We start from the raw sequence: 11635 nt of genomic DNA, 5'->3' as shown, positions 1-11635 counted from the left end.
GTTTTGTACCTGTTAAACGCGCAATGGCCCGGTTCGTTCCTTAAGACAATATTATTTTGCGGCAGGACGCTGCACGTAGTTTCTAATGCCTTCAAGAACGCTTGATTGCCGGTCTCTATTTCCAGAATATTCATTCAGGCAAGTTTGCCGACAAAATCATCGAATTTCTGCATATCCCTCAATACAGGGCCGTGGCCGAAGCAAATAATGCGCGGCTTTAATGCGTGTAGCTTTTTGATGGATGCGATATTTTGCTCTCTGTCTGTCGTGAAGGCCGCAGGCGGTAGTCTCAAGCCAGCCAGAGTGGTTAAAAAGCTCATATTGATCATTGTGTCTCCCGCAATCAATACGCCGTCGCGTCGCCGGAAGAATGAAATGTGTCCGGGCGCATGACCGGGGGTGTCGATCACTTCAAAACCACCAACCATGTCGCCCTCGTGAAGAATTTGGCCCACCTTGTGGCCGGGTCCTGCCCAGAGTTTTTGCTGAAGACGTGGAATAAGCGCATTAGGATTCGGATAATTGCGCGTGGCAAAACCCGTTTCCGCATTACTTTGCTCAATTTGTGAGGTCAGCAGGGGTATATTTAATTTTTTGCAAATCTTTTTGCTCGCACCTTGGTGATCGGCGTGGGCGTGGGTTAATGCATGTTTGGTAACATTATGCCCTTCAATGGATTTTAGTATTTTTCGGCCTGAACCTTGGATACCTGCATCTATTAGAACCCCGTCAATGACATAACAATTAATGAGATTTCGCGGCATAAGCGGGATGTGAAATACATCGTCTGCGATTTTGTGCATATTACTGCTCCAGTCCCAAAATAAGGTTCAGTTGATTTTTTGTTTGCTCAAGCGGCTGGAGCGATTTTTGCGTGCGCGCCAGAATAAGCGCCCCTTCAAGAGCGCAAAAGCAAAACTGTGCCAGATCGGGCGCTTTATCGTCAGCCACACCGAAAACGACCAGTCTCTCTGCCACCAGTTTTTGCCAATGGCCGTAGCACTGTGAAATAGCAGCGGTGATGTCTGGTTCCTGAGCGCCCATTTCCAAAGCCAAAGTGGCAACGGGGCACCCTTTTGCATAGTCTGAATTGACAAGGCCGTCTGCGAATTCCTGAACCAAAGCCGAGACAAAAGCTTGCCGTGTGGCACTGGTATCTCCAATCTGCACGATGCGATTGCCGATTGCATCTTTTGCGCCATTAATCACCGCGACAGCAATGTCGTTCTTGCCATTGGGGAAGTGAAAATAAAGCGAGCCTTTTGGCAGATCGCCTTGAGCGCAAAGTTCGTTCAACCCAACGGCGGCAAAACCCTTTCGCTGAAACAAATCCATGGCGATGGCTATTATTTTAGCCTTCGTCTCTGCACCTTTTCTTTTGCTGCGCGGCTTTAATTTGGTGTCACTCATTATGTAGACCAGTCATAATATTTATAATTTACATAGAGGAAAACTGATGGAATAGTCAAGTCTGCAAAATTAAGGGAACTGGGGAGCCGAATGTGTAGAGGTCAATCATTTATCGAAATGATTGTTAGGCGTGAACTATAAATTGCTACAGCCTCGTGTCTGCCCACAGCAACAAATGAAAAACTGAGGCGTTTGTAGGCTCGGCGGATTATCGGTTTTGAAATGTCTGACAATACAAAAAGGCCCATATCTTTGCAGATACGGGCCTTTGATACATAAATGTATTGCGCTGATTAATTAGAATCCGGAGCCGGAGCGTCCGGCACAGCTTCTTCAACTGCATCGGGCACATCAACACTGATATTTACGTCTTGTGTTCCGTCAGCACCGCCACCGGTATAAAAATAGGCGCCGACACCAATGACAGCGAGCAAAATAAGCACAGCAACGATCCATCCGCCGCTACCGCCTGACTTTACGACTGTTGTATCCCGCTTTTCGTCAACCATGATATTCTCCTTTTTATGCCCCAATAACAGCGGCTGGATAAAAAGGTTCCCAATTTTCAACTTTTGGGAGTGAATCGGAGTTTATCGAATGGCTGTGACTGTGTAGCCGGCATCCTGATAAAGCTGGGCCAAACCTTCTGCGCCCGGCAAATGCAGTGCGCCCACCGCGATGAAAGCATTGCCGCGCTCCAAAAGTGGCATTGAACGTTCCAGCATTGTTTTATTGCGCGTGGTGACCATGGTTTCTTCAAATTTCGCATAGCCTTCGCTGGCAGAAATATCAGCTTGTCCGGCATCTTCCGCCACAGCGCGCAGCATCGGCCACACGGTGCCGGTTTTGCCTTCAGTATAAAGGACGATCATTGTCTCGGTAACATCCTTGACCGTATCGCCAAGCGCTAATGTGTCGATAAGGCCCTGAACGTGAAACTCCATCGGCAGGGATGCCATCGCGTTGAACTGTTCCAGCAGGGTTTCAAGGCCGACAAGTTCCTTGCCATCGCGTTCAGCACGCTCTGCCAGCGCAAGATCAAGGAAGGATTCGCCTGCCTGTTTGCGTTCAAACTCACATTCGGGCAGGGCAAACATGCCGGTCAGTAACCAGGGTTTCATCCGTTCAATCAAGGCAAGCTGCATCCCGCGCTCGGCCAGCCCCTTGGTCAGAACAGCTTTGCCTGCCTCATCCAGAAAATCAGAAAGACGTTTTTCGCCGACAAACATGGTCAGTTCAGGCTTGGACATTAAGGCCATCTGTGCAGCCGCAGGGTCGAGAATTTCTGTGCTTTCAATCGCGACGATGTCAGCATCATCAAGCGCCGCATCGGCCGCGGGCGGCAATGAGACAACACGCGGATCTGTCATATGCATCGTGCCAAACAGATAAGAGGGGGCAACACCGTCTTTTTCCAGCTTGAACAAAAGCCCCTCGCCAAACGGCACTTTTGACGCTTCATCTTCAATGGCTTTAAAGCGCTCAGGGTTTTGCGCAGCGATTTTTTGCATGAGATTATTGCCGCCGCAGCTTTTTTCTGAAGCCTCGGCTTTTGCCTGTGTGACAGTAAATGCCAGCAGCATGGTGATCGCAAAGACAGTCGCATGAATGGCGCCTATGATAATGATTGAGGCGTCTGACAGGCGATCTGCAATCGCGGCGGTGCGTGTATGATGTGTTTTCATGGAAGCACATTACGCATGAAAAGACGATTATTTGGTTAAAGCAAAAGCTTCGATTGTCTGAACTTCAAAAAATCAGGCGCGCGGATGAGCGGTGCGATAGGCATCGAGCAAATGTTTGGTGTCAACGCCGGTATAGACCTGTGTTGTTGATAGGCTGGCATGGCCCAAAAGCTCCTGAATGGTACGCAAATCTCCCCCCGATGCCAAAAGATGGGTTGCAAAGGAGTGGCGCAAAGCGTGCGGCGTCGCGCTATCGGGCAAACCCAGTGCGCCGCGCAGACGCCGCATATCACGTTGCAGGACAGCGGGCTGTAAAGCCCCGCCGCGAACGCCGCGAAACATTGGCGCGCCTTCATGAAGATTATAGGGGCAAAGCTGCCGGTATTGTTCGACGGCTTTAAACACGACCGGCAATAGCGGCACGGTTCTGGTTTTGCTGCCTTTACCGGTGATCGCGATGGATTTTGCCGTGCTGTCGCGCAAGGCCGTGCCATCGAGCGAAAGCGCTTCGCCAAGGCGCAGGCCACAGCCATAAAGCAGCGTCAAGACAGCGATGTTGCGCGCCCGCACCCATGGCTCTTCAACCAGTTGGTCGGCGTCCGCAACAACACGCATGGCATCGGATGCGGTCAGTGGTTTGGGCAGGGATTTTGGCTGGCGCGGCGCGCGCATGGCGCTTGCTGCTGTCGCATTGGCAAGACCGGCGCTTTCCAGATAACGCAGAAACGAGCGCACACCGGCAAGGCCGCGTCCCAATGTGCGTGCGCCTGCACCATTTTGGCGGCGGCGCGTGAGGAAAGCGCGCAAATCCATAGGCTTTAAATTGGCAACTGATTTTAAATCAGCAGTGTCGCCGACATGTTCCGATATAAAAAACAGAAACTGGCGTGTGTCGCGCTCATAGGCCTCAATTGTATGGCCGGACAGCCGCCTTTCCTGAGCCAGTTTTTTTAGCCATGCGGAACGATGCGCCAAAAGCTTTGGCGATGCGGGCAGAAGCGATGCGTTGGTCAGGTCTTTGTTCATGAGCCAAATCTACCGCAGCAAGGTTACCGCATCGTTGCAATTTTACTGGCTCTTCTTTTGAAGCGGATGACTCGCTTTAAGAGTATTTGGTGAGTTTTTCGCCAAAGTGAAGAATTGGACTACATTGGCGTTGGGTTGTGAATTTGTCTTTGACGAACCGCCCGTACCTGTATGACCAGTAATATTGTGAGCGTTCACCATCACGATGCACAGTCAGTGTCGCATGGTAGTTGTACCGCTGTTTGTCCATCGTGAAAAAGGTAAACTCTTCCAGCGCTTCGGCGGTCGTTCCCCGTTTTTCGAGGATTATGCAGTAAGGATTATCACGTGCTATTTTCGCTGCGTTGCCGACAACATATCTTGGATAAAATGAACCCAGTACCGACAATATAGCCAGGTAGAAAAATATCGCGGCAAATACTGAAACAATGAGAATTGATTGTGATTGGCCATGCTTTTTGAACATCACCACCAGCAGCCACAACGTGCCCGAGAAGAGGGTGAAGCCGATTAGTGTAACCAAATAATGTGCATTGAAGCCGCCGTCACCCGTACTCAAAGTCCACGCGATGGCAATGAAAATCTTGGCGCCGATGAGCCCGCCCAAACTGCAGGCAAGCAAAAGGTCGGTATAGAAGAATATTGGTGAAGCAGGGTATGGTTTGAGTTCTACCATACCTTTAGCGCGAAACTCACGCACAAGTACGCGAATTATAATGAGGGAAAACTGCGCGAAAAGGATGAGTCCAAGAAACAGCATTCCGAGTGTATAATTGACGCCTTCATGGCGCGATGGCGGTTCCAACCACAAGATTATGTAGATGATCAATGCATAAAACAAAGCCACACGGAACGCGGCAGCAAGCGGTGTAAGCAAGAGCGCTACCGTTACGACAAATGCTGTAAATAAAATCATATTGGCCCTCCTTTCACACTGTTGCTTCCTGATATCGCATACTGCAATTGGCACAGCTTTATGATGAAGTGCTTTAAAGAGTGCCGAATATTTAAACTTTCTTGCTATTCACCATTTTGAAATCTGCTCTATTGGCTTGAACCTCAAAAACCATTATCCGGTCGGTATGAGTAAAAACGATCTTGAAAATCCGGTTCTTCTTGGCGTCATTGGTGCCGCGCATGGTATCAAAGGCCAGTGCCGTGTGAAAAGCTATACGGCCGACCCAGAAGCGCTGGGTGATTACGGCACTTTATATGCCGAAGATGGCCGTGCGTTTGATGTAAGCGATATAAGGATGGCGAAAAATGTCGTCGTTGTATCGTTCAAGCAGGTCAAAGACCGCACGGCTGCCGAAGCGCTCAACGGCACCGAGCTTTTTATCGACCGGTCGCAATTACCCGATGATGCGCTGGACGATGATGAGTTTTATGTCGACGATCTGATCGGCATGGATGTGCTTGACGCCAAGGGCAATCATATCGGGGCGGTCATGGCAGTGCCGAATTTCGGGGCAGGCGATATGGTTGAAATCGCCATGCTGAATGAGAATGGTGGTCTTTCAAACAAAACAGAGCTTTATCCGTTCACCAAAGCGGTTGTGCCGACCATTGATATGGAGCGCTGGGCGATTACGCTTATGCCGCCGAAGGAGATCATTGTTCCGCCGGAAGGCTCCAAGGAACGTGAAAACGATTCGGATAATGAGGGCTTTGACGGCGAAGGTGCAAAGCAATGAGCTTTCGTGCATCGGTTCTCACGCTATATCCGGACATGTTTCCCGGCACGCTTGGCCATTCACTGGCGGGGCGGGCGCTGGAAAACGGTGTGTGGGATCTGGAGGTCACGCAAATCCGCGATTTTGCCGAAGGCAAACACAAGAATGTGGATGACACGCCGTCAGGCGGCGGGGCGGGCATGGTCTTGCGCGCCGATGTTGTGGGCCGCGCGATCGACAGCGTGTCCCTGCCGGATGATCCGCGTCCGCGCCTGATGATGAGCCCGCGCGGCAAGCCGCTGACACAGGAGCGTGTGCGCGAAATCAAGGACGGGCCGGGCGTGGTGATCGTTTGCGGGCGTTTTGAAGGACTTGACCAGCGGGTGATTGATGCGCGTGACCTCGAAGAGGTTTCAATCGGCGATTATATCTTATCGGGCGGTGAAGTGGCAGCTCAGGTACTGCTCGACGCTGTTGTGCGGCTGTTGCCCGGCGTCATGGGCAATGACATTTCCGGCGAGACTGAAAGCTTTGAGACCGGCTTGTTGGAACATCCGCATTATACGCGGCCTGCCATCTGGGCGGGTTTGAATATTCCGGATATATTGTCATCGGGCAACCACGGCAAAGTGGAAGAATGGCGGCGCAAACAGGCCGAAGAGCTCACCAAAGAACGCCGTCCGGACCTTTGGCAAGCCTATCGCAATAAAAATGCAGCTAAATAGGTGACAAAGCCACTTAACTGATGTATGTGCGCGCTCAAATCGGGCAAAGATCCGGTATTACGTCATTTAGCAATTACGAGCATGACTACCGCTCCGACCCTTAAGGTCAGGCTGCACGATAAGATTATTGTGGGCCGTTCGTCGAGCGCTCTGGCGGTTCAAAAGAACAGGAATAGACAGATGAATATCATTCAGCAGCTCGAAAAAGAGCAGCGCGCCAAGATCGAAGAAAAACGCACATTCCCGGAATTTTCTCCAGGTGATACTGTTCGCGTACAGGTTCGCGTTACAGAAGGTAAGCGCACACGTTTGCAGGCTTACGAAGGCGTTTGCATTGCCCGTTCAGGTGCCGGCCTTTCTGAAAACTTCACAGTACGCAAGATTTCTTACGGTGAAGGCGTGGAGCGTGTGTTCCCGATGTACTCACCTTTGGTTGAGGCTGTTGAGATTGTCCGCCGCGGTAAAGTACGCCGTGCGAAACTTTACTACATGCGCAACCTGCGCGGTAAGAAAGCCCGTATTACAGAAAATACCGGCGTTCGCGCCAAGCGTTTGAATGATCTTGAGCGTCAGGCGATGCTTGACCAGAAAGCGGCTTTGGAAGCGGAAAAAGTTGCCGCAGCAGAAGCACTTGCGGCTGAAAAAGCAGCAGCAGATGCCGCAGCAGCCGAAGCTGAAGCAAATGCAGCGGCAGAAAACAAAGACGCATAAGTCTTTTGTAAATTGCGAATTTGAAAGAAAGGCGTACCGAAAGGTTCGCCTTTTTTGTTGAATCCGGGTGTTAGACCTTGCGCAGAATATCATCGCGGTCCATTTTGTGCATAAGCTGAAAACAGCCACTCTCTTTGTGACAGATGGAGACTATTGATGATTACCAAACGCCTATTTTTATCTATGGCAGCTCTGGCTGTTTCCCTTGCCGTTGTACCCAGTGTTTCAGCGCAGGACCTGCCTGATCTTGGCGGCAAGACAATCACTGTTGTGACTGAAAATGCCTATCCGCCGCTTCAGTTTATTGACCCGAAAACGGGCGAGCAGATCGGCTGGGAATATGATGCTGTTGAAGAAATCGGCAAGCGTCTGAACGCTACTATCGAATATCAGAATACCTCATGGGATGCGATGATTCAGGCTGTCTCCGACGGCCAGTACGACATGGGCATGACAGGCATTTCAATCAAAGAAGACCGCAAGGAAAAAGTCGACTTTTCGGATTCCTACATGGTGTCTGAAATGTTCATGCTGGTTCGCGCCGACGAAGACCGTTTTACCGATTCTAAAAGCTTTGCCGCATTTGAAGACGGTTTGGTGGGCGCACAGCCCGGCACAACACCGTTTTACACCGCGGTTTATGACGTGCTTGACGGCGATGAAGCCAACCCGCGTATCAAGTTGATGGAAACATTCGGCGCAACGGTGCAGGCATTGCGCGCCGGTGATGTTGATGTGGTTCTAACCGACGGTGTTGCCGGTAAAGGTTATGTCGAAGCCTCTGACGGTGGTTTGAAGCTCTATGACGAAGCACTCGGCACAGACAATTTCGGTTTTATTTTCCCGAAAGGCTCTGAATATGTGGAGCCGGTCAACGCGGCGATTGCGTCCATGAAGGCCGACGGCACGATTGATGCGCTTAATAAAAAATGGTTCCTTGACTACAAGCTTGGCGAATAAAGCCGGATATAGCCGCAATTGTTGAACCCTGAAAAACACAAGTCGCCGGGCAAAAAGTCGGGCGACTTTCCCTATTGGCTGGTTGCTCTCGGGCTGATTGCCGTTGCGATCGCCTATGTCATTGCAACCAATGGTCTTTATACGCAAATCGCCAATGCTGTTTCCAAAGGCGTATATATTACCGTCTTTGTCACGCTGGTCGGCTTTGCGCTGGCGACATTGCTGGGCTTGATTTTCGCGCTGATGGGGCTCTCAAAATCGATTGTCCTCAGGCAAATCGCCCGGTTTTATGTCGAGGTCATCCGCGGCATTCCGATGCTGGTTCTGCTTTTTTATATTGCCTTTGTCGGCGCGCCTGCTCTTGCCTGGCTTATCGATACGGTCACACAGCCCTTGCAGCAGGCCGGCATAACAAGCGAGTTCCGCACCCGCGATATTCCGCTGATATGGCGGGCAATTCTGGCGCTGATGATCGGCTATTCCGCTTTTATTGCCGAAGTATTTCGCGCCGGTATTCTTTCGGTTGATGAAGGGCAGGTAGAAGCGGCCGAAGCGCTTGGCCTGTCGCCCTGGCAGCGGTTTCGCCTGATTGTCTTTCCGCAGGCCATCCGCACTATTTTGCCGCCGCTCGGCAATGATTTTGTTGCAATGGTGAAAGATTCTTCGCTTGTGTCCGTGCTTGGCGTTGCTGATCTGACGCAGATGGGCAAGGTCTATGCGTCCGGCTCTTTCCGGTTTTTCGAAACCTATTCGATTGTTGCCTATATCTATCTGGTACTGACAATCGGATTGTCCCTCGGCTTGCGCCAGATCGAAAAGAAAATGCGTAAATCGCAAGAACGCTGAACAATTCCGGCAGGGAAAACTCTCAGCCTAGCCGTTAAAGATAAGGGCGCTGCCAAGCACCACAAGAATGGCGCCAATCCACGCGCCAAGCGCCGGTGCCTCTTTTGTGCGCCACCATAAAATAGGCAACAGGAGCGCGGGCGTGGTGGCCGATAATGTTGTGATAACGCCGACTTTCCCGCCTGACAGCGCAAACAGCAACAGCGTCATGCCAAGTCCCATGCCAAGGAGGCCGGACAGAGCGACCTGCGCCCAGATTGAAACTGTGCCGGGGTTTGTTTGCTTCAAGTTCTTGTAAGGCAGAAACATCAAAGCCAGCAGGCCGAGTGATGCGGTACCCACCCGCAAAGCGGATGCGGCGACAGGGTCAACGCCGCTTTCCATAACCGGCCGTGCGATCAGTGCGCCAAGTGCCTGAGCCAATGCGGCCAACGTGCCGAACAATATGCCGACCCAAAGCGAACCGGTGACACTTTCCCATTTGTGGAGCTGGGTTTTACGCTTGCCAAAAATGATGGCTAAAATCACGCCGCAAATGGTGATGATGACCCCCAAAAAGGTTTGCGGTGCCAATGCTTCGTCCAGAAAAAGATAGCCGAGCACAACAGACATTGGCGCGTTCATCGAAAACAAAATCGCAGTCCGGCGCGGGCCCATGCGGTTCATGGTCAAAAACAAAACCGTGTCGCCAAGGAAAATGCCGATAAAGCCGGACCAGAATAAGGGCCAGAATGTTTCACCGGTAATGCTGGACCAACTGCCAAACAATGTGACCCATGTGGCAAGCGCGATAAACACCATTGTCATGCGCCAGCGGTTAAACGCGATTGCGCCTAAATGTTTGGCCGGATCGGCAGATAAAATGCTGGTAAAGGCCCATGCCAAGGCGGCAAGCATAGCAGCAGCTTCAAAAATGAACATAAATCGCCTGCCTCACAAGTGCCTTAAAAACTGCTCATGCTCCAATTATCACATGCACGTCAAGTGCTCTTGGTGGCCTTGACCGACCCCTTAACTAGGGTGCATATCAGCGCTAATTAATTCACTGTATATTCAGGACGACACGCTATGGCCGGACCGCGCACGCTTTATGATAAAATTTGGGATGATCACCTTGTTCATCAGGCAGATGATGGCACATGCCTTCTGTATATTGATCGCCATCTTGTGCATGAAGTAACAAGCCCGCAGGCTTTCGAAGGCTTGCGCATGACGAACCGCACGGTGCGCGCTCCGGATAAAACACTGGCTGTTGTGGACCACAATGTGCCGACATCGCCGGACCGTCATCTTGGTATCAAGAACGAACAGAGCCGCATTCAGGTGGAAGCACTTGCGAAAAATGCTGCCGACTTCGGTGTTGAATATTATTCGGAAAATGATAGGCGTCAGGGTATTGTTCACATTGTCGGACCGGAGCAGGGCTTTACACTGCCGGGCATGACCATTGTTTGCGGTGACAGCCACACATCCACGCATGGCGCATTCGGCGCGCTTGCGCACGGTATCGGTACGTCAGAGGTCGAGCATGTGCTGGCGACGCAAACGCTGATCCAGAAGAAGGCCAAAAACATGCTGGTGCGTGTTGATGGCGTAGCACCGGAAAATGTAACCGCAAAAGACATTATCCTGGCAATCATCGGTGAAATCGGCACAGCCGGCGGTACCGGCCATGTGATTGAATTTGCCGGTGAGGCGATTGAAGCGCTTTCCATGGAAGGCCGCATGACCGTTTGTAATATGACGATCGAAGGCGGTGCGCGCGCCGGTCTTATCGCGCCCGATCAGAAGACTTTTGATTATATCAAAGACAAGCCACGCGCACCGAAAGGTGCCGCGCTCGACATGGCTATGGATTACTGGAAAACATTGCACACCGATGAAGGTGCGCATTACGACAAGGTTGTTGTGCTGGACGCGGCCAATTTGCCGCCAATCGTTTCCTGGGGCTCTTCGCCTGAAGATGTGATTTCGGTTGAAGGTGAAGTGCCTAATCCGGATGACATCAAGGATGCCAATGCACGTGCATCCAAATGGCGTGCCTTGGAATATATGGGTCTTAAGCCGGGCACCAAAATCACGGACATCACACTGGACCGTGTCTTTATTGGATCCTGCACCAATGGGCGTATTGAAGATTTGCGCGCCGTTGCCAAAGTGGTTGAAGGCAAGAAAGTCGCATCAAGCGTTGATGCGATGATCGTTCCGGGCTCTGGTATCGTTAAAGAAATGGCGGAAGCCGAAGGGCTTGATAAGATATTTATCGAGGCCGGTTTTGACTGGCGTGAGCCGGGGTGTTCAATGTGTCTTGCGATGAACGATGACCGCTTGAAACCGGAAGAGCGCTGCGCGTCGACATCCAACCGAAACTTTGAAGGCCGTCAGGGTTTTAAGGGCCGCACGCACCTTGTGTCGCCTGCAATGGCAGCAGCGGCGGCGATTGCGGGCCACTTTGTGGATATCCGCAAGATTTAAAACTTTGTGATTTGACGTTTAAGAAAGCCCGTTTTGCCCCGTGCGAAGCGGGTTTTTTTTATTGCCCGTAGTGCATCGCGGTGTTTTCTTTTAGAAAGTGTAAACCATGTTGATCGGTACATGT

General features: G+C 51.3%; 13 protein-coding genes. 6 read left to right on the top strand and 7 right to left on the bottom strand.

Annotated features, from left to right (window positions below; translation table 11 throughout):
• Window positions 1-134 precede the first annotated feature (134 nt).
• The 6 genes from SU32_RS12095 to SU32_RS12070 all read right to left on the bottom strand — a co-directional run bounded on the left by SU32_RS12095 (window position 135) and on the right by SU32_RS12070 (window position 5037).
• A complete protein-coding gene (locus SU32_RS12095) occupies window positions 135-803 on the bottom strand; it encodes an MBL fold metallo-hydrolase (protein WP_053999633.1) in 669 nt (222 codons plus the stop codon).
• A gap of 1 nt (window position 804) precedes the next feature.
• Window positions 805-1410 carry a TetR/AcrR family transcriptional regulator gene (locus SU32_RS12090; protein WP_082376693.1) on the bottom strand — a complete coding sequence of 202 codons (606 nt, stop codon included), beginning with the start codon at window positions 1408-1410 and terminating at the stop codon, window positions 805-807.
• Between the two features lie 293 nt (window positions 1411-1703).
• Window positions 1704-1919 carry a hypothetical protein gene (locus tag SU32_RS12085; RefSeq protein ID WP_053999631.1) on the bottom strand — a complete coding sequence of 72 codons (216 nt, stop codon included), beginning with the start codon at window positions 1917-1919 and terminating at the stop codon, window positions 1704-1706.
• Between the two features lie 81 nt (window positions 1920-2000).
• Complete coding sequence (locus SU32_RS12080) at window positions 2001-3095, bottom strand: TraB/GumN family protein (RefSeq protein WP_053999630.1); 1095 nt, start codon at window positions 3093-3095, stop codon at window positions 2001-2003.
• A 72-nt stretch (window positions 3096-3167) separates the two neighbouring features.
• Window positions 3168-4121: a tyrosine recombinase XerC gene (locus SU32_RS12075; RefSeq protein ID WP_053999629.1), complete on the bottom strand. Its 954-nt coding sequence runs from the start codon at window positions 4119-4121 to the stop codon at window positions 3168-3170.
• Between the two features lie 76 nt (window positions 4122-4197).
• Entirely contained in the window at window positions 4198-5037 is an 840-nt protein-coding gene (locus SU32_RS12070) for a hypothetical protein (protein ID WP_053999628.1), read from the bottom strand.
• Window positions 5038-5203: 166 nt separating this feature from the next.
• Between SU32_RS12070 and rimM the strand changes: the two genes are divergently transcribed.
• The 5 genes from rimM to SU32_RS12045 all read left to right on the top strand — a co-directional run bounded on the left by rimM (window position 5204) and on the right by SU32_RS12045 (window position 9036).
• Window positions 5204-5815, top strand: coding sequence for a ribosome maturation factor RimM (rimM, locus tag SU32_RS12065; RefSeq protein ID WP_053999673.1), 612 nt, complete (start codon window positions 5204-5206; stop codon window positions 5813-5815).
• Complete coding sequence (gene trmD, locus SU32_RS12060; protein ID WP_053999627.1) at window positions 5812-6519, top strand: tRNA (guanosine(37)-N1)-methyltransferase TrmD; 708 nt, start codon at window positions 5812-5814, stop codon at window positions 6517-6519. Before rimM ends, trmD begins: the two co-directional genes overlap by 4 nt.
• A 180-nt stretch (window positions 6520-6699) precedes the next feature.
• Entirely contained in the window at window positions 6700-7230 is a 531-nt protein-coding gene (gene rplS, locus SU32_RS12055) for a 50S ribosomal protein L19 (protein ID WP_053999626.1), read from the top strand.
• Between the two features lie 156 nt (window positions 7231-7386).
• Complete coding sequence (locus SU32_RS12050) at window positions 7387-8190, top strand: transporter substrate-binding domain-containing protein (RefSeq protein ID WP_053999625.1); 804 nt, start codon at window positions 7387-7389, stop codon at window positions 8188-8190.
• An 18-nt stretch (window positions 8191-8208) separates the two neighbouring features.
• Window positions 8209-9036, top strand: coding sequence for an amino acid ABC transporter permease (locus tag SU32_RS12045; protein ID WP_082376691.1), 828 nt, complete (start codon window positions 8209-8211; stop codon window positions 9034-9036).
• A gap of 27 nt (window positions 9037-9063) precedes the next feature.
• On the opposite strand, the gene SU32_RS12040 is transcribed toward SU32_RS12045, so the two are convergent.
• Window positions 9064-9957 (bottom strand): DMT family transporter, encoded by an 894-nt coding sequence (locus SU32_RS12040; protein WP_053999624.1) that lies wholly within the window; start codon window positions 9955-9957, stop codon window positions 9064-9066.
• A gap of 147 nt (window positions 9958-10104) precedes the next feature.
• Between SU32_RS12040 and leuC the strand changes: the two genes are divergently transcribed.
• Window positions 10105-11511: a 3-isopropylmalate dehydratase large subunit gene (gene leuC, locus SU32_RS12035; RefSeq protein ID WP_053999623.1), complete on the top strand. Its 1407-nt coding sequence runs from the start codon at window positions 10105-10107 to the stop codon at window positions 11509-11511.
• Window positions 11512-11635 lie beyond the last annotated feature (124 nt).

Origin of the sequence: Ahrensia marina, assembly GCF_001293565.1 — a bacterium.
Classification (GTDB): domain Bacteria; phylum Pseudomonadota; class Alphaproteobacteria; order Rhizobiales; family Rhizobiaceae; genus Ahrensia; species Ahrensia marina.
Note: the sequence above shows the minus strand (reverse complement) of the source record. Positions and strands in the feature narration are given on the sequence as shown.

Bases quoted from the DNA above. Each gene is read 5' to 3' on its own strand.
- SU32_RS12095 (WP_053999633.1), bottom strand. From the start codon at position 803: ATGCACAAAATCGCAGACGATGTATTTCACATCCCGCTTATGCCGCGA.
- SU32_RS12090 (WP_082376693.1), bottom strand. From the start codon at position 1,410: ATGAGTGACACCAAATTAAAGCCGCGCAGCAAAAGAAAAGGTGCAGAG.
- SU32_RS12085 (WP_053999631.1), bottom strand. From the start codon at position 1,919: ATGGTTGACGAAAAGCGGGATACAACAGTCGTAAAGTCAGGCGGTAGC.
- SU32_RS12080 (WP_053999630.1), bottom strand. From the start codon at position 3,095: ATGAAAACACATCATACACGCACCGCCGCGATTGCAGATCGCCTGTCA.
- SU32_RS12075 (WP_053999629.1), bottom strand. From the start codon at position 4,121: ATGAACAAAGACCTGACCAACGCATCGCTTCTGCCCGCATCGCCAAAG.
- SU32_RS12070 (WP_053999628.1), bottom strand. From the start codon at position 5,037: ATGATTTTATTTACAGCATTTGTCGTAACGGTAGCGCTCTTGCTTACA.
- rimM (WP_053999673.1), top strand. From the start codon at position 5,204: ATGAGTAAAAACGATCTTGAAAATCCGGTTCTTCTTGGCGTCATTGGT.
- trmD (WP_053999627.1), top strand. From the start codon at position 5,812: ATGAGCTTTCGTGCATCGGTTCTCACGCTATATCCGGACATGTTTCCC.
- rplS (WP_053999626.1), top strand. From the start codon at position 6,700: ATGAATATCATTCAGCAGCTCGAAAAAGAGCAGCGCGCCAAGATCGAA.
- SU32_RS12050 (WP_053999625.1), top strand. From the start codon at position 7,387: ATGATTACCAAACGCCTATTTTTATCTATGGCAGCTCTGGCTGTTTCC.
- SU32_RS12040 (WP_053999624.1), bottom strand. From the start codon at position 9,957: ATGTTCATTTTTGAAGCTGCTGCTATGCTTGCCGCCTTGGCATGGGCC.
- leuC (WP_053999623.1), top strand. From the start codon at position 10,105: ATGGCCGGACCGCGCACGCTTTATGATAAAATTTGGGATGATCACCTT.